The following is a 19,328-nucleotide window of genomic DNA, read 5'->3' on the forward strand; positions in this document are numbered from 1 at the left end:
AGTGTAGATATATCCTCGAAATAAAATATGAAGATGTTTTTATCTTATTTATTCATTATAATTCGGTGATTTTTCTGAGATGTTCTTGTTTTAGATTGAGTAGTGGAAAGAGAAAAATAGAAATAATAAGCTCATGAGCTCATCTTGGCTTTTTTACATAGAGACTGTTCTGCTGTTGTTGATAAATAAAGCATCTCTAATGCTAAACGAGCTACTCTCATCGATGCTCCTCCACCACCTAATTTTTCTTTAATAGGCTTTAGTTGAGTTAAACGGTACTGGCGATAGAAAGAGTCTTCTAATAAACGACAAATTTCATTGGCAATGGCTTCTGGTGTGGCTGCTTTTTGAATGAGTTCTGGTGTCACGCGAGCTCCAGCAACTAAATTAGATAAACCAATGCAAGGAACCCGAATCAAGTTTTTCACCAGCCAATAGGTGAGAAGAGCGACTTTGTAGATAATGATGAAAGGAACTTGATACAAAGCAATTTCTAAAGTTACTGTGCCTGAAGTCGCAATAGCTGCGTCACAGAGGGGCAGTATATTATAGACATTATGTTTAATCACTTTAATCTCAGGAAATAGATAATTTCGAATGTCATCCATCGATAAATTTGGTGCTAATGGTAATACAAATTGAACTTGTGGTATGTGTTTTTGGATCAAGTGAGCGGCTGATACAATAATTGGCAATAAACGAGTAATCTCATTATTGCGACTACCAGGAAATAAACCAATGATCGGTTTATCAGGAGATAGATTGAATCGTTGATAAGCTTCTTTTCGGCAAAGCGAAGGTACGGCAATGTCAATTAGTGGATGACCAACAAGATTCACCGGTATATTCTCTCGTTGGTATAGCTTTTCTTCAAAAGCAAATAAAACCGCCATTTGATCCACATATTTTTTTATGTTTTTAGTACGACCATAACGCCATGCCCAGGTTTGGGGACTAACATAGTAAAGTACTGGGATACCGGCCTTTTTAGCATGTTTCGCCATGTGTAAATTAAAACCCGGATAATCAATAAAAACGACTAAATTTGGTGGCGTTTTTTTAAAACGTTTTTTTAATGTTTGTCTAATGGAAAGGATGATATTTAAATACTTAAATGCCTCAAATAAACCAACAACTCCAAGGCGATTAGAATCGATAAAAATACTTACGCCTGCATCCCGCATTTGTTTTCCACCAACACCTGTCAGCAGGATAGTTGGATCAAGAGTTTTTAACGATTTTGCGAGATGAGCACCTAATAAGTCTCCAGAAGCTTCACCTGAGATAATGAGGATCTGTTTGGAAAATTTAGTCATTTAAATGATCACCGGTGAAATCGGAAATTGTTCATTGGCTCGATGAACAATTAATGAAATTTCTAAGGCGGTTGCTAAGGCAGTTTTTCCGGCTTCGCCGGAAACCAATGGCGGCTTTTTATGAATAATGGAATGTAAAAACGCAGCGATTTGATCTAACAATGCGTCACCTTTGTTAAATCGTTCTACATTCCGGGTGATCTCTGGAATACCGGGAAACATTTCTTGTATGCCTTTGCGATGAACAGCTATTTTCTTGTGATTAAGATCAATGGCAATATAATTATCATGTTGAAAGATGCGTAATTTCCTCTTTACTTTCTTCAGACTAATACGACTGGCCGTTATGTTCGCGACACAGCCGTTAACAAATGTAATACGGGCATTTGCAATATCGATATAAGCTGATAGCACAGAAGCGCCGCTGGCTGAAATATCTTGAATATCCGCTTTGACGATTGATTGAATAATATCAATATCATGAATCATTAAATCTAGAACGACATTCACGTCACTTCCACGTAACTTAAAGGGTGCTAACCGTAATGATTCAATAAAACGCGGATTGGAAATTATGGGTTTTACTGCTTTAATCACATTGTTAAAACGTTCGAGATGACCAATTTGAAGGATAACCTGGTTTTTTTTTGCTGCTATGATGAGATCATCCGCTTCTTTCAGCGTAGTAGCAATGGGTTTTTCTAAAAGAACGTGAATACCGTTATCTAAAAAAAATAGTGCGATTTGATGATGCAAAGGCGTAGGAACAGAAACACTTACAGCATCTACTGATCCTAATAATGACTGATAATCGATGACCGCCTTCACATTGAGTTCTTTGGCTTTTGGGTAACAATGTTCATGATCGATATCACAAACTGCCACAAGTTCAGCCTGTGGTAAAATGGCATATTTTTCTGCATGGTATTGTCCTAAATAACCTACGCCGATCACAGCTGTTCTAACTTTCTCCATTGTTCTATCTACGCTTTGTGATATCAAATGAGGCGTAATAGTGGCATTTTTTGTAAACTTAATCAATATTTAGGATAGAGCGAAAATACGTGGAGACATTTCGGTGTGTTTTATCTTGTAAAAAATCTTTATCTAAATCCGCCTTATTCAATATCTCTATAATATTAATATGCTCTCTTGATAATGTTTTTCAACAGTTCTTCGGATTGATGGATTTGAATATGGATTTGAATATGAAGGCGATCAAGATCGTTAGACCAAGAATTAATACTCATAATAATACTGAGACGATTTTCAATTTATCAGCTTGAAATTGTGGTATATTTTAAGACAGAATATCGTTTAACGATATCCTCTGATTAAGGATACGGGGTACGTCAGTCTATTTTCTTACGCTGGTTTTATCCCCTCCTATGGCTTCAGGAAAATGTGTCTTTGGCTATTCTGACCTATAGCTGCTCTTTTGAGATCGTCCTTGTCTTTCCGGTAGACCACATTAAGGCGAGGGATCATCACTTTAATTAATGGATAAAGGCTCCCTTCCTATGGCCTCAGCCAGGGAGATGAATGATTTAAAAAAAATGCTGTAAGTTTTTTACCTATAAAGTCGTCTAAAAAAGAATTTTGCTATGCCTTATTTTCTAGACAGTTAAATAAACAATCTGATGCTTGTTCAATAAAATACCTATTTTTCGATGTCAATTAGTGTAATCATTTCTCCTACTTTTGATTTAAATGTGATTGGAGTGATTTATGTCTCTAAATTAGAGAATTGCCATATTATAAAACATGATAGCCACCTATTGTGCATAATCGATATTTTAACGAAAATGACTATGGCAGGGCATCAAATCCACTAATTTATACTTTATAAAGGTTTTCTTGTTAACTGATAATTTTCTTTTCTGGCGCAGATATGGATAATTTCAGTAATATCAATTAATTTCGTGATAATATCCGTCTGATTGCTCTAAGAACACTGTTTCGAACATAACCTTTTGCCACAATCAGTTTAGCGAATATCATTATTTAATACTCAGTGGTTTTATGAACTGATTCAGTAAATGCAACACGTTCATCATGTTTCGCTTTAATTAGGTTTCTTGTAGGTAAGAGTTAAGTTATCTCACGGCGTAACACCATAACCTTCCTACATGCCTCGAATATTAACACGATGAATAGAATGCTACACTATCCTTTCCGCTTTTTCTTTGCTAACTCTCCAGCGAGTGTTAATCTATGCTTTTTCTTATTAGTTGGAGGTCACACTCCCCGTGTATTATATATAACGCCTTTAGATTATAGTTTCTGATTGCCTATGATCAATGCGTATGGTTTTAGTGATTTCTAGATTTTTCAGCTCAAAACTTAAGGTTTTTAGTGAAGAAGATTTATTATAATTACGGATTAATAATAGAAAAGATTAATTAACATGAATGAAACTGATGTATCGTTCATTCGACGAGCTTTATTATTAGCTAAAGAGGCCGACAGGAGTAACGAAGTGCCAATTGGGGCAGTTTTAGTAAAAAAAAATGAGGTCATTGGCGAAGGGTTTAACCAACCGATTATTTTAAATGATCCCACTGCTCATGCCGAAATAATTGCATTACGAAGGGCTGCTGCAAGGATTGGTAATTATCGTTTGATTGATACCACACTTTACGTCACTTTAGAACCCTGTGTTATGTGCTTAGGTGCCATGATTCAATCCCGTGTAAAACGTCTGTTTTTTGGTGCATATGATCTTCGTATGGGAGCAGTTACTAGCGTTTTCCAATTATTAAAAAATCCTTATCTTAATCACCGTATTGACTGGTGTGGAGGTATTTTGATAGAAGAATGTGCATGGATCTTGAAAAATTTTTTTCGGATGCGACGATAAAATCCGATGGGCGTGTGATTACATCTGTATTTATTTAATGGGTTTTGCATTTTAAAGGGGATAGTTTAGGAATTTGAGAGATACACTAAGATTTTAAAAAGGATTTAGAGGTATGAATGTAAAATCGGTTTCAAGTCATTTCTGACGGATTCGTATCAGAAGTTGGTCAGTGATAAATTATAAAATATGAAGTCATTTCTATGCAATGAAATTCGGCATTTTGTTGCAGAACTTTCAAAAAATTAGCATGCAAAAGACGATTACAAGAGGTCTACAGGTACAATATTTATAAAAATACCAGACCAAAAAAATGTTTTTAAGGTGGGTTATTTGATATTGTTATTAATATTAGACATTAATAGATGTTTCTATTACATACCAAATCCATATATCATAATAGTTAGTTAATAACTATATACGACTATAATGATCAGAAAATTATTAAAGCCAATCTATCCAGGAAAGGAGATAGATTTGGATCTGCTCATATGGATTCAGAATTTTTTTGCAACTAATTTTAACGGGAGTAAAACTAAACACTATGGTATTAGTTTTTCTGTTTACAGCATACAAATATCCTGAGAGATTCTATGAATATAATAAGAATAGGTGATTAAGAAACATTAAATTTTTCCAGTTTATATCAAAAAAATCGTAAATCGATACAAAATGATATAAGAACTTTTTTAAAGACTTTCGAGAAGTTACCAGTGTGAAATGTAGTATGACTTTTCATGATCCTTAATCAGCTATACGGTAATGTTTACTAAAGGACAACTGAGCAGCTAATAAAAATTAGGAAACAGTTACTGCTAAAAGAGTACAAAAATAGGTATCCAAAATTTTGAATGTCTCTTCTAGAAGCTTAGGAAAGTGAATAATAGTTCTCATCTTCTGGTAACCCTAATAGGATGCAATAATGATTTCCCCTTGAAATAAATGATCTATAGTACTTATTTTTTATGTATTCATACAGTCTTGTGATTGCTTACCAAAGCAAAGTTACTGTAATTGCTGTTCTGATAAAAAAATATAAAGAAAAATTAGAAAATTAGTAGAACAACGTAAATGTTTAAAAGATTATCGTTTTTTTGAACATTGATCAAAAGGTAAAATCATTACGGCTTTTCTTTAGGCAAAGAAACGTCGATTAGAACTATTTGCAGAAATGACAAGGATTATTCTAACTATGAAGATTATACCAAATAAAGCACGAATTTTTGAACATAAGTAGCTAAAAATGGATTTTAAATTGAAATTAAGAATAAGAAGTTTGTGATAACGATTTCTTCATTGTAAGTGAGCTACCCTTAGGTAAGGGTGGTAGTGGGTGTTATCATCGAATTAACGAATTTTGATGATCAAGTTTCTCAGTCCTATTTTAGGTATATTTTGATGTCATACAGGATGAAAATATTGCATTTATCGTTGTTGAAATTCGAAACATCAAAATACAGTGAATAAGATTCATTAACGTACTGTTTACTGGGATTTCAGTAAAAGATAACTATACTTATAAAGAAAAGCAGAAAGAAAAACAGATTTGTTGAATCAGAAGTTTTGCTAGTCAGGCGTCTTTGAAACGATGATAAAAGTTTTACAGATGGTTCGTGGAATTTTGAAATAAATAAAGAGAGATGACAACTCACTGTACTTAACCTTAAAACTAGATCGTAAATTTTATTTTTGAACAACACTATTGACAGAACATTTTTTTACCGGATGTTTCCTATCAGGCTTGGACAAGATCTATGTTTACCGCAATCATCAGGTTATGTTTGGAGATCTTAGAAACAAAGGTCAAAACTTGGTCGGAAGATGAAGGTGGATTTTGAGGTAGTATTAGATTGTAAAGGAAAGCAGAGAGATAACAGTCTATCAAGAGTTTTTGAACAGTACCATTGACATCACCATATTATCCTCAATTATTGATTCAATTAATTTTAGGATTTTTCAACTGTTACTAACTATGCAATAGACATGGTAAGGGCCTGTGCGCAAGGAAATTGAAGCACCATAGTTAGTTACTGTTATCCATCATCGTAATAACCATTTTACATTCTAGTTTTTCTAGCTTAGTAACGTGTTATATCAAGTTTTTTATCGCATGTAGCTTCTTTTCGCTTATCTAGCCCTTTAGCGTTATACTATCTTTGATTCTACTATAGATAGGTATAGACATAGGGAGGGGGTTATGGTGCCAACTATTTCTGCTGGAAAAGATATTAACGATTTTAATGCTATTATTGAAATATCCGCGAATGGCGGCCAAATTAAATACGAATACGATAAAGATTTTCAACTTTTGACTGTGGATCGATTCATGCCGACGTCAATGCGTTATCCTTGTAATTATGGATTTGTGCCGAATACGCTAGCGAGAGATGGTGATCCACTGGATGTATTAGTATTAACCCCAGTACCTGTACAATCAGGTACGTTAGTGCGAGTAAGAGGTGTATGTGTGATGAAAATGGAAGATGAATCGGGAAAGGATAGCAAAGTATTAGCAGTGCCTTTGACAAAGGCTTGTTGCGAATATAAACATATTCAGTCTTTGCAAGATGTTTCTCCGTTGTTGTTAGATATCATTGCTCATTTCTTTGCACACTATAAAGAACTTGAACCCAATAGATGGGCAAAATTCAAAGGGTGGTTCGATAAAAGCGAAGCTGAAAAAGAATTCGAAGCCAGTATCAATCGCTTTCAAAAATGATGTGAGAAAAATAATGACAGATCAATTCACTTTTGATTTATGAAAAAGCTATAATAGCAGATTTAGTAGGGCCTCTGATAAATGTAGCATATCGCATAGATAAGACTGAATGTATTAAACATTTACTTAATCTTGTTATTTTATATAGAAATTGAACGTACCGTAAGTTCAATAACAAAGATACTAGTTATCGAGGTACATGAACAGGAAAGCAAGCAAAAGAAATCAAAAGATTAATAATCAAAAGATTAATGTGGCAATATGGTTTATTTACTAAGGCCGTGGTATTGTATTAATAATGTGCGTGCAACCGAAGTCATTATTACGCGTAATTGTTACGTGTATCCGCGTATTTGAGATAAAGAAACTGAAAGTTTATTAGTGGTGGTAATCCGATTGGTAGTGATAATCTGATCCGAAAAATGGAAAACCTATTATTCGCAAAGCAGTGCTGTGAAGTAATTAAGTTACGTTGTATTGGTGGGTACACTATTCGAGGCTATTAAAGTACATCTGGCAAACCAACTGGTGCAGGCGACTAAGAATATCGTTGCGCGAGTGATTTTAAGATTCTGCTATACAGATAAAAGTCTAATTTAGGATAATGTAGTGTCAAGGAGAATAAGGAGAATATGGAAGGTTATTTATATATTCTTTCAACGCCTATCGGTAATCGTGACGACATGACTTTGCGTGCGATTGATGTCCTTCGAATGGTGGATTTTATTGCAGCAGAAGATACGCGTCACAGCAAAAAGTTAATGGATTATTACAGAATCAAGACACCATTGCTTTCTCTGCATGAGCATAATGAAGTGACCCGCGCAATTCTTCTATGTGAAAAATTAAAACATGGGCTTAATATCGCACTTATTTCAGACGCAGGAACCCCGCTGATTAGTGATCCTGGTTATCGACTCATTACGAGAGTCCGTGAGGCAAGTATTAGAGTCATACCCGTTCCTGGGGCTTGTGCAGCTATTGCAGCGTTGGTGTCATCGGGTTTGCCAACGGATCGATTTGTATTCGAAGGATTTATTCCTTCGAAAGGAAAAGTGCGATGGGAAAAAATAGCGGCATTAAAAAATGAATCACGCACGATGATCTTTTATGAATCGTTTCATCGTGTTGTTGATCTCATTAATTTATTAAATGAACAATTTGGTTTCTATCGACGGGCGACTATTGCGCGAGAATTAACAAAAACATTTGAAACTATTTATACTGCTCCGTTATTAAAATTAAAAAAATGGATCATTGAGGATGCCAAGCGACAAAAAGGAGAATTTGTAATTGTTGTGGAAGGCGCTACTGAAAACACTACAGAAGTGAACGAGAAAAATCAGCAATTGTTGATGGTATTGCTTGAGGAATTGTCATTGAAACAAGCGGTTTCTTTAGCAGTAAAAATCACTCATCTTCCTCGAAAAAAACTTTATGCATTAGGGTTGTTTATTCAACAAGCACGCCAGCGACTACATTAGCAATTTCGTGGATTGAATATACACAACGACTCTTGTTAACTCGTTCGCGCAAACCCTTACCAGGTTTAAAATGTGGCGTATACTTTGCTTCTGTACAAACGCGCTCTCCTGTTTTTGGGTTATGTGCTTTTCGAGGGGGACGATAATGAAGAGAAAAACTACCGAAACCGCGGATTTCGATGCGCTCACCTTGAGCGAGCATAACACTCATACATTCCAATATATGATTAACGCTTGATTCAACATCTTGTAGTGATAAGGTTTTTTGCTGTGCTGCGATCTGATCGATGAGTTCTGATTTTACCACATTTATCACCTTATCTTATTTTTAAGTTGTTTGATCCCCATCGCCGCTTTGATTACAAGCGGCGAGTTCCAACATTGTATAATAGTTTTTTTGGAGTTGCTACTCCTCCTTCATCTCATAAGTTAAATTATGCAATTACCATTACCGATGCTTCAGTTAAAGATTGATCAATAGACATAAAAAATTTCTTTTCCTGTCCTTGGGAGAAGTTTGTTGTCTAACCATACTTGCTGGTTACGTAAAGCAAGTCGACCTGCAGAGAACCAGGATAACACTTGGGGATAGAGAATATGTTCGAGAGTATGGATACGCTGACTAAGGGTTTTTGGAGTGTCTCTTTTTGTGACAAGAAGACTGGCTTGGCAAATGAGTGGACCTTTATCAATATCTTTAGTGACGTAATGAATGCTTACACCATGTTCTCGATCGCCTGTTGCCAACACGCATTCGTGAGTATTAAGATTGGCGGCGTATTTTGGGAGTAAAGATGGATGTATGTTTATCATTCGTCCTGGAAAATAGGCAACGAAATCTTCACTCAGTTTACGCATGAAACCAGCAAGAACGATCAGTTTAGGATGATAATAATCAATTATTTTTTGAAGAACAGCTTCAAACTTTATACGTGAAGGATAATTATCATGCGGGATAATATAAGTGGGAATTCCTGCCTGCTTAGCACGTTCTATACCATAAGCATCTCTGCGGTTGCTAATGACAGCACGAATTGCCACTGCTAAATCTGTTCTAGTAGCCTCGATAATTGCTTGTAGATTACTCCCATCTCCAGAAATGAGGATTAAGATCGGAAGAAGGGCTTTCATAGAAACATTACAACTTGAGGATGCTTATAAGAGGAAAATTGAATTTCTCCCATAAACCAAGCTTTTTCACGAAAAGTAGTCAATAATGCCAGTGTTTTATCACATTCATTTTTATGAACGCATAAAACCAAACCAACACCTATATTAAACGTGCGCCACATTTCTTCAGTAGATATTCGACCTTGCTTTTGTAGCCATTGGAAAATGAAGGGCCATTTCCAGGTTTTTGTTTGGATAGCAGCTTGAGTATATGAAGGAAGGACACGAGGAATGTTTTCTACTAACCCTCCACCAGTAATATGAGCTATAGCGTGGACATCAACTTCAGTGAGAAGTCGTTTAAGGGTTTTTACGTAGATTCGAGTTGGTGTCAGGAGTATATCGCCTAATGTGGTATTTTCGAAGGGCTGAGTGAGGGAGGATTTTGTGTGAGTAATGATTTTTCGAATCAATGCATAACCGTTAGCATGTGGACCAGAGGAAGCTAACGCAATTAAAACGTCACCTATCTTAACTTGACTTCCGTCAATTATCTTTTCTTTTTCAACGATACCAACACAAAATCCAGCTAGGTCGTAATCGCCCTGTTTATAAAGCCCGGGCATCTCAGCGGTTTCCCCACCGATCAGAGAGGTTTCAGCTATTCTACAGCCTTGCCCGATTCCAGTAAGAATTTCGTTAGCCTGTTCATTGTTTAAACAACCTGTTGCATAATAATCAAGAAAAAAAAGAGGCTTTGCACCCATAGTGATGATATCATTCACGCACATGGCGACAAGATCAATACCAATGGTATTGTGGCGATTGAGTTCGATGGCGAGTTTTAATTTTGTTCCTACACCGTCAGCACTCGAAACGAGTACTGGCTGGTGGTAATAGTCTATAGATAATTCAAACAGGCCTCCAAAACCACCGATACTATTTAAAGTACCTGCACGGTAGGTGCGTGCAGCGACGTGTTTAATTGATTGCACTAATGCATTTGCTTTGTCGATATTAACACCAGCATCTTGGTAAAAAAAAGTTTTTTTGGTAGGTTTGATCATACTCGAAAGATTATAGGAGAGAAAAATAAAATACGGAAGATAAACAGAAGTTAGAAGACGTATAATTTTTAGGAAATGTAAACGAATAAAATGGTAATCTTCTTTCGTGGATCTTGTTGCATGCGGGCTGATGATAATTATCTGTGTAAACGTACCTGGTTAATTACCAATCGGTTTAAAAGTATTTGCCTCAAGCATCTAGTATAAAGTGCTGGTGTGGATGAGAGTAGAGTGAACATGAGTATCATAACGACGTGTCTACAATGGCAATGCAAAACAATTTACCTAAGCTTAGTAATTACGTTGAACATATAGTTATATCACTAAAAAGATGTTGTAAGAAGATCCCACAGTTAATATGTGGCACAAGTAGTTTTGACAAGCAGGCACTCTAGCCTTTATTACAAGACGACAACCGAAATCATTTGGGAGACCAACCGATTATTGACATCACTGACAATAGTCTGTACTCAGTGCCGACTGAGATGTACTCTAAAATCCTAGCAAATGATACATTGATCTGACGAACAGCTTACTTGATCTAATCTTAGACAGAAAGATTTAAAGTTAATTTTTTTGATGCTGTGTTGTATAATTTGCTCTGGAGGATTACATCACTTTGTGATTAGTTTATAGCTTTGAGAAAAGGTTTTCATGTTAGGAAAGATGTTGAATTGATGCCTAAAGATATCGATCCTAAGCGTGCATTTGGATTATTGCGTTGATTTGAGCTTTTTATATTTAAGCTCTAACTTTTTTTCCAAGTAGCGAATGTTCTGTGCGCCTTTCTGAAAGGCTTCATCTTCCATCATCATTTGATGTAGTGGGATATTGGTCTTAATGCCTTCAATAACTAATTCAGTCAAAGCATTTCTCATGCGTGAGATGGCCTGTTCGCGGTTTTCATGGTAAGTAATTAATTTGCCAATTAAAGAGTCATAGTATGGGGGTATCTGATAACCTGTATAAAGATGAGAATCCATTCGGACGCCGAATCCTCCTGGTGCATGATAGGCTGTTACAGTACCTGGACAAGGTATGAAATTTTCAGGATCTTCAGCATTAATACGACACTCAATCGCATGACCTTTAATGTTGATATCTTCTTGCTTGTAACGTAAGGGTAAACCTGCTGCGATACGAATTTGTTCTTTTACAATGTCAATACCCGTAATCATTTCAGTTACAGGGTGTTCCACTTGAATACGGGTATTCATTTCGATGAAATAAAATTCTCCATCCTCATAGAGAAATTCAAACGTACCCACCCCTTTATAATGCATAGCAATGCAAGCTTGGACGCAACGATTTCCAATCGCTGCACGTTGTTCAACGGTAATACCAGGAGCGGGAGCTTCTTCGATGAGTTTTTGATAACGACGCTGCATGGAACAATCTCGTTCCCCTAGATGAATAGCGTGATTCTGTCTATCACTCAATATCTGGATTTCAATGTGTTGGGGATTTTTTAGGAATTTTTCCATATAAACTTCATTGGTACCGAAAGCTGCTGCAGCTTCTGTGCGTGTTATGGCGATGACATTTAAAAGATCTGATGCTTTATATACCACTCGCATACCACGACCGCCACCACCTCCTGCTGCTTTAATAAGGATAGGGTAACCGATTCTTCTGGCAATAGTTAAATTAGCTTCATCATTTTGTATTAGGGCTCCGTTAGAACCTGGAATACAAGGTAGTCCTGCTGCTTTCATGGTTTTAATCGCCGAAACTTTATTGCCCATTAAGTGAATTACTTTGGGAGATGGACCAATAAATTTAAATTGACTTTTTTCAATTTGTTCAGCAAAATTGGGGTCTTCCGCTAAAAAGCCATAACCAGGATGGATTGCGTCGGCGTGGGTTATCTCTGCCGCTGATATGACGGCAGGGATACTGAGATAACTGTTTATGCTACTAGCAGGGCCGATACAGACAGCCTCATCAGCTAGACGAACATGCATTAGATCACTATCAGCACTCGAATAGATAGCAACTGTTTTAATTCCCATTTCTTTGCAAGCACGATGAACACGTAAAGCAATTTCACCACGATTAGCGATTAGTACTTTTTTAAACATGAAAATATTACTCTTTCGGTTCAATGATAAAAAGCAATTGATCAAATTCCACCGGTTGCTCATTTTCAATGAGGCACGCACTAATCACACCATTTTTATCAGCTTCGATTCTGTTAAACATTTTCATCGCTTCGATGAGGCATAATGTGTCACCTACTGATACGTGTTGCCCTACATCAACAAATGGCTTTGCTTCAGGACTTGGAGCCAGATAAACTGTCCCTACCATTGGAGATCGTAATGCGTGACCTTCTTTTATTGATTCCCTTTTGACATGTGAAGGTTCGTTGATCGTTGTGGATATTTTAGGAGAAGTTTGTTCGGTAACAGAAGATGGAAGGGATGGGGACATTTGCGTTGAATATCGACTAATACGAACAGATTCTTCACCTGACTTTATTTCAATTTCTTCCACATCAGTTTCATTAATCAATTCAATGAGCTTTCTTATTTTACGAATGTCCACAGGAATTTCCTCAAACGAGCATTAATCAAAACACCACTTTACCTAGCTGCGTCCCTATTATACCTAATGAGAAAAATTTTGTCTACAATTCAGAAATTGTCATCCTATTTGATGAATTTACTGGCAAGATCTAGGACTTTGTAGCAATTGACTTGTTTAAAAAATGTTTCACAGAGCTACATTTATCTTAATTATTCTAATTTCCTACTCTTTGTAAGCCATCCGGGGCTTATTTTTAAAATTAAATACCACTTAAAAGTAAGGGCTTTATGAAAGAATAGTAAAGAAGCATAATACAAAAGATTTGTTAGGGGTTTTTACTTTTTATTAAACTAAATTGTAGTTGATATTGCCAAATTAATTGTAATACTAACTACGATGAGATAATATAGTCTCCGAAAGTTGTGTGTAGTTTATGTTGTTCTACTCATGCTTAAATACTCGCAAGCAATACTTTCCCAAGAGAATCTCGGGTATCTACCAATAGTTTGGCAATATTTTCTCTATCGCTATCGAAGAAAAGCATTGTATGGTGATCTGGGAAATCAAAATGGGCTTATATAAAAGTATATCTTGCATTAAGGGTTTTATCATGATACCGTTGTTGATCGATCATGTCTGTATGCATTAACTTGGAGAAATCCATAGTTTTCGTCTTTGAAATATAGTTTTCATCTTTATATATCTTCTTTATATATCTATTGATTATTGAATAAAATAAACTATCCCATTTTGTAATGTTAATGTTATATAAATCTGTTTTAGTGAAAAGATGAATCTGACTTGACAGGATTCCAATACAGTTCGAATATCAAGATATATCTATAAACTTAAAATATCGTTTAATTTTAGACTTTTTTTATCCGTACAAAGTCACAGGAAGATCTCATTGGAAAGTATAATTAATTCTGATTCATGGTTTCCACTTTCGTGACAATGAATGCATCCTTATTTGTTTTTGCTTGGTAAGATAGTTGACTTATGTGTTTAAAGTATTTTTGTCCGTGGTTAAAAGCAACCCCTTATGCGAATTAAGATATACATGCTTTATGATGTATCTCAAATTCCATTTGAGCTTATTAAATCGAGCAATACTCTTAATTCATTTAGATGGGATCCAAGTTTTAATGGCGTTTTTTATGGAAGAAATGCACATATACTTATTTTAAAACACTTAACTAGAATAAAATTACGCGAGTGAATGGGTAATTGCTTCTTTTTATTGGCCGGCTGCATGATGATGGTTTAGTTTTTATACTTAATTAAGAGCAACATCACTACCGTATAGCATTTCATCCGGTACTAAATACAGAGCATAAACAACTTAATGGATTCATGGCAGTTTGATTGTGATAAAGATTATGCGCACGGCTTAAATAACTTTACTGATCAATTATCATCAGCTGTTATCTTGCTTAAACAAAGTGCAATGATAAATGGTGTGCATAGAATGTTAAGTATAGCATTGGGTGTATTACAAAATAATCTGGAGACTGACTGGTCAAAAACGGAGTCTGCTACTGCAAAATATTGTGTAAAAGTAGTTGGTTTTTATTTATTCAGTCGTCACTACTTAGTTATCATTACGGTTATTTGCTGGTTACATGAAAGCTTATTTGTGGAAATCAATCAACCTTATGACTTATTCTTAAGGGTTTCTAGGTGGATAATATCTAGGTAATAAAAAATTTTTATAGATTTGGATGGCTATTCACCATTTTGCTTTTATCCGTCAAGTGTATTACCGTTATTTTTTCAGTGATGAGATCACAGTGGAAATTAGAAAAACAATTGCATTTTTAGAGCATTAACTTTTTAATTAGATGGGTTTGGTAAAAGTATTTTGCCATAGTTATCTTGCTACTGTCAGTGCAAGATGAATGAGGTTTTGTTTCATAGCGCTGACCGATTTTAGGTATTGATGGGTGGCACATCGTATGGTAAGTAAGCTTTCAAAATGTTTGCGACTATAATGTGCCTACATTAAGTTTTCTTTTCTTATTGGCAGATAGGACCTTTCCGTGATAATTTGTAATTTGTAGAGCGTATCATAACCACTTAAATAGATTTTAATTTTTCAGTCCTAGATCAGAGAGTTGAATATTGAAATATCATTGATGTTTGGGAATAAACATAAGGAGTTGGCTTTTGCCGAGTAACATTTTTCTTTTCTAGGGGTTAGTTAGGGTATCACTGCCATCTTTGAGTATTAGAAGAAGTTGGATAATGTACAAATCAAAAGCGTACAAGATTTTCGTTGCTGTGTGGTTTTTATATTTTTATGGATTTTACTTTTTGGAATTTTTATAGATTTGGAAGTATTTGACCAAACGATTCTCGTGTGTCCGTCATTAGTTAATATTGTGAATATTTATAGGTATAATATGTTTCTTGTGCTCAATCATGTAATAAGTCAGTTAGTACCTTTATCATGTTAGAACTTGTTTGATTGTATGAAATATACGAAGGAGCAGTATTTATGACAAACGATTAGTCTGTGTTTGTATTAAAATAGACTCTCGGTTTGTTGTCGAAGATTGCCTTAAATTTTCTTGTCGAGAGCTTATTGCTTTATGGCTAGGCAGCTAATTATATAGTGTAGCTGTATCTATTGTCCACGTCGAATTTCATGTGAAGATGTATAAATCCTATTACAGCAAACATCAATGAAAACATCAACTAAATTAAGTTACCAACATGTTGCGTAAAACAAACTGTAAAATTCCACCATGTTTGTAATAGGTAAGCTCTTTTTCTGTATCAATACGGCAGTGCAATGGTGTTTTTTCGATAAAGCTGTTTTTTCGTTTGATGGTCATGATGACATCGCTACTAGGATGTAAATCATTTTGTAATCCCGTGATGTCGATGACTTCATCGCCTTCTAACTTTAAGATTTTGCGATCGACTTTGTTTTTAAATTCGAGTGGTAAAACACCCATACCTACTAAATTACAACGATGAATACGCTCAAAACTTTCTGCAATGACTGCTTTAATACCCAATAAATAGGAACCTTTTGCTGCCCAATCGCGTGAAGAACCCGTTCCATATTCTTTACCTGCGATTATTACCAACGGCACATTTTCATCTAAATACCTCATCGCTGCATCGTAAATGGATAATTGTTCGCCGTCTGGGAAATGTTTTGTGAAGCCACCTTCAATACATGGCACAATTTCATTGCGAATGCAGATGTTGGCAAATGTTCCTCGCATTAAAACCTCGTGGTTACCACGACGAGAACCATAAGAATTAAAGTCTCTAATATCGACACCTTTTTGAAGTAAATATTTACCGGCTGGACTATCAGGCTTGATAGTGCCGGCAGGAGAAATATGATCTGTAGTAACGCTATTTCCTAAAAGCGCTAAAATTCGTGCATCAGTAATATCTCTTAAAGGTTCGGGACTGATGCCCATATGTTCAAAGAACGGGGGATTTTTTACGTAAGTGGAATTGGGTTGCCATTCAAATGTATTCCCTACTGATACCTTAATGTTTTGCCACTCCACATCACCTTTAAAAACATCAGCGTATTCCTTACGAAACATTTCCCTGCGCACTTGCGTGCTCATTTCAGCAATTTCTGCATTCGATGGCCAAATGTCACGGAGATAAATAGGCTGACCACGATCATTTTTACCTAAAGGTTCTTTTAAAAGATTGATTCGAGTAGTTCCTGCAAGTGCAAAAGCAACGACGAGAGGTGGAGAAGCTAGCCAGTTAGCTTTTACGATAGGATGAATTCGACCCTCAAAATTACGGTTACCCGACAACACCGAAGAAACGATAAGATCATTTTCGGTGATAGTTCTGGTAATTGTGTCAGAGAGTGGACCGGAATTACCAATACAAGTGGTACAACCGTAACCAACTAAATAAAATCCCACTTTTTCAAGATAATGCATTAAATCAGTTTTGCGTAGATAATTTATAACAACTTTCGAACCAGGAGCCAGTGATGACTTTACCCATGGTTTTTTTTGTAATCCTTTTTCTACCGCTTTTTTCGCTAATAAACCTGCAGCTAGCATGACATTTGGATTAGAGGTATTAGTGCAACTGGTAATGGCAGCGATTACCACATCACCATGATGAAGATCAAAATCTTTTTGGCTTCTGCAAGCTTGATCTAATACTTTATTATGCCTAGTAGTAACGATAAAATTCTCAACAACCTGTTTAAGATTTGGTAAGTTCACTCGATCTTGTGGGCGTTTAGGCCCAGCCAAACTAGATTCGACGGTCGATAAATCGAGTAAGATCGTGTCACTAAATGTGGCCTCTGGTGTATTTTCTTCATGCCAGGTGCCCTGTGCTTTTGAGTACGCTTTGACAAGTTCAATAGTTTCAACACTGCGACCAGTTAGTTCTAAATATTTAATGGTTTCAGTATCGATGGGAAATAAACCACAAGTAGCGCCATATTCGGGAGCCATATTGCCAATAGTCGCGCGATCTGCCAGTGGCAGTTCAGTAAGTCCTGGTCCGTAAAATTCCACAAATTTACCAACAACATCTTTAAGACGTAATATTTGAGTGACTGTTAAGACAAGATCAGTGGCTGTAATTCCTTCTCGTAGTTTTCCTTCCAGGCGAAAGCCAATAACTTCAGGAATAAGCATGGAAATAGGTTGACCTAAAATAGCGGCTTCTGCTTCAATGCCGCCCACACCCCAGCCGAGAACACCAAGACCGTTAATCATGGTGGTATGGCTGTCGGTACCTATCAAGGTCTCTGGATAGGCAAATAATTGTTTGCTGTCTTCTACTTCACCGGACCAAACGCCACGCCCCAAGTATTCCAAATTCACTTGGTGGCAGATACCTGTGCCAGGTGGAACTAACTGAAAATGACGAAATGACTGCTGTCCCCATTTTAAAAAGGTGTACCGCTCCTGATTGCGATTCATCTCCAAATGAACATTTTTTTGGAAAGCTTTTTCACTTCCGAATACATCTACTTGAATAGAATGATCAATAATAAGGTCTACAGGACAATGCGGGTTAATTTTTGAAGGATCACCTTTCATTCGCACTATTGCATCTCTCATTGCGGCTAAATCTACAACCGCAGGAACGGCTGTAAAATCTTGCATTATCACGCGTGCAGGCCGATAGGCAAGTTCATGATGTGAAGAATGTTTGTTGCGCAGAAAATGTGCACAAGCTTCAATATCTTTATTTGTGACAGTTTTTCCATCTTCATAGCGTAATTGATTTTCTAGGAGAATCTTTATAGAGTAAGGAAGACAATGAATACCAGAAAGCCCAGCTTCTTCTGCTGCTCTGAGACTATGGTAATGATACGTTTTACCATTAACCGTTAATTCACGCAATGTTTTAAACGAATCAAGCATAACAAACCTCACAGTAGTAGGACAGTAGTAGACAATATTGGGCTTGAGGTTACCATATTTATGTAGTAGCAAGTAATCTCAATCTGATATTTGTTTTGAACATAGAATGTGAATAGACTCTGAACATGGGATAGTCGTTTACTGATTTTATTGTATCGGTAATAAGTTAAAAGTACGTTGGATGACCGTAGTCACGGTGCTATATTATAGTCTAATCTCTTATAGTCTAATTCTGTGCATAGTTATTTTCATGTTATCAACTATAGTGCAACAACACATTATGCCTTTTCTGTCTTGCACCGCTGAATAAAGTTTGAATCGTCAAAGCAAAAATAGATATGTCTCTTAATGGTGTCTCTTAACGACGATCAATTCAGTGCAGAAAATCCATCCCTTAAAATACTGAGATGACTTTACTATATCTTTCTCATTATTGCGTATAATTCATGGTCATCACAACATAATTTATGCGATAGCATTAGTTTCAATGCATTGATTAATCGTTTCTATAGATTTAAAGCTATTTTGCGATTTATCAACTCTATGAAATAGAATTTAAGTCTTAATCTTATCATTATGTTAAGTCAATTTAATCACCAATTATCTCATACGTAGTCGAACACCCACATGTACGTTAAATGATGTAGTATCATTAAGGGTGCGTCTCGACCATATATTCGTGTTAACAAAGTAAAGAGCCGACCTTAATCACTAATGGCGCTCTAACATTAGATAGCTATTATAGCTATTTGATTTTTGAGGTAAAGCTTTAATAACAATTGGTCGATGTAATCTTTAGGATGTACCTACATTTGCTTGATACGTTTAAAACTAGCAGTATCTTCATTCGATATCAAGAGATCTC

At 36.0% G+C, this 19,328-nt stretch carries 12 protein-coding genes; 4 read left to right on the forward strand and 8 right to left on the reverse strand.

What is annotated here, in order from left to right:
* Positions 1-131: 131 nt before the first annotated feature.
* Together lpxB and CEAn_RS00780 are read right to left on the reverse strand one after the other, a co-directional pair.
* Positions 132-1,316, reverse strand: a complete 1,185-nt coding sequence (gene lpxB / locus CEAn_RS00775) for a lipid-A-disaccharide synthase (protein WP_211923946.1) — start codon at positions 1,314-1,316, stop codon at positions 132-134.
* Positions 1,317-2,291, reverse strand: coding sequence for a Gfo/Idh/MocA family protein (locus tag CEAn_RS00780; RefSeq protein WP_211923947.1), 975 nt, complete (start codon positions 2,289-2,291; stop codon positions 1,317-1,319).
* Between the two features lie 1,432 nt (positions 2,292-3,723).
* On the opposite strand from CEAn_RS00780, the gene tadA reads away from it, so the two are divergent.
* The 3 genes from tadA to rsmI all read left to right on the forward strand — a co-directional run bounded on the left by tadA (position 3,724) and on the right by rsmI (position 8,376).
* The gene (gene tadA, locus CEAn_RS00785; protein WP_211923948.1) at positions 3,724-4,176 is read left to right on the forward strand and encodes a tRNA adenosine(34) deaminase TadA; all 453 of its coding nucleotides are present in this window, start codon (positions 3,724-3,726) and stop codon (positions 4,174-4,176) included.
* 2,194 nt (positions 4,177-6,370) lie between these two features.
* Positions 6,371-6,892, forward strand: coding sequence for an inorganic diphosphatase (ppa, locus tag CEAn_RS00790; protein ID WP_211923949.1), 522 nt, complete (start codon positions 6,371-6,373; stop codon positions 6,890-6,892).
* A gap of 632 nt (positions 6,893-7,524) precedes the next feature.
* Positions 7,525-8,376, forward strand: coding sequence for a 16S rRNA (cytidine(1402)-2'-O)-methyltransferase (rsmI, locus tag CEAn_RS00795; RefSeq protein ID WP_211923950.1), 852 nt, complete (start codon positions 7,525-7,527; stop codon positions 8,374-8,376).
* On the opposite strand, the gene CEAn_RS00800 is transcribed toward rsmI, so the two are convergent.
* The 5 genes from CEAn_RS00800 to accB form a co-directional block, all read right to left on the reverse strand.
* Entirely contained in the window at positions 8,345-8,683 is a 339-nt protein-coding gene (locus tag CEAn_RS00800) for an integration host factor subunit beta (protein WP_211923951.1), read from the reverse strand. The genes rsmI and CEAn_RS00800 overlap by 32 nt on opposite strands.
* A gap of 167 nt (positions 8,684-8,850) precedes the next feature.
* The gene (gene purN, locus CEAn_RS00805; RefSeq protein ID WP_211923952.1) at positions 8,851-9,507 is read right to left on the reverse strand and encodes a phosphoribosylglycinamide formyltransferase; all 657 of its coding nucleotides are present in this window, start codon (positions 9,505-9,507) and stop codon (positions 8,851-8,853) included.
* The gene (gene purM, locus CEAn_RS00810) at positions 9,504-10,553 is read right to left on the reverse strand and encodes a phosphoribosylformylglycinamidine cyclo-ligase (RefSeq protein WP_211923953.1); all 1,050 of its coding nucleotides are present in this window, start codon (positions 10,551-10,553) and stop codon (positions 9,504-9,506) included. The genes purN and purM overlap by 4 nt, the downstream gene beginning before the upstream one ends.
* A gap of 713 nt (positions 10,554-11,266) precedes the next feature.
* Positions 11,267-12,634 carry an acetyl-CoA carboxylase biotin carboxylase subunit gene (accC, locus tag CEAn_RS00815; protein ID WP_211923954.1) on the reverse strand — a complete coding sequence of 456 codons (1,368 nt, stop codon included), beginning with the start codon at positions 12,632-12,634 and terminating at the stop codon, positions 11,267-11,269.
* Between the two features lie 7 nt (positions 12,635-12,641).
* Positions 12,642-13,100: an acetyl-CoA carboxylase biotin carboxyl carrier protein gene (gene accB, locus CEAn_RS00820; protein ID WP_211923955.1), complete on the reverse strand. Its 459-nt coding sequence runs from the start codon at positions 13,098-13,100 to the stop codon at positions 12,642-12,644.
* Between the two features lie 1,327 nt (positions 13,101-14,427).
* Here accB and CEAn_RS00825 point away from each other — a divergent pair.
* Positions 14,428-14,781, forward strand: coding sequence for a hypothetical protein (locus CEAn_RS00825; RefSeq protein ID WP_211923956.1), 354 nt, complete (start codon positions 14,428-14,430; stop codon positions 14,779-14,781).
* A 1,003-nt stretch (positions 14,782-15,784) separates the two neighbouring features.
* Here the strand turns inward: CEAn_RS00825 and acnA are convergent.
* The gene (acnA, locus tag CEAn_RS00830) at positions 15,785-18,463 is read right to left on the reverse strand and encodes an aconitate hydratase AcnA (protein WP_211923957.1); all 2,679 of its coding nucleotides are present in this window, start codon (positions 18,461-18,463) and stop codon (positions 15,785-15,787) included.
* Between the last annotated feature and the right edge of the window lie 865 nt (positions 18,464-19,328).

Origin of the sequence: Coxiella endosymbiont of Amblyomma nuttalli (assembly GCF_018107685.1) — a bacterium.
GTDB lineage: Bacteria > Pseudomonadota > Gammaproteobacteria > Coxiellales > Coxiellaceae > Coxiella.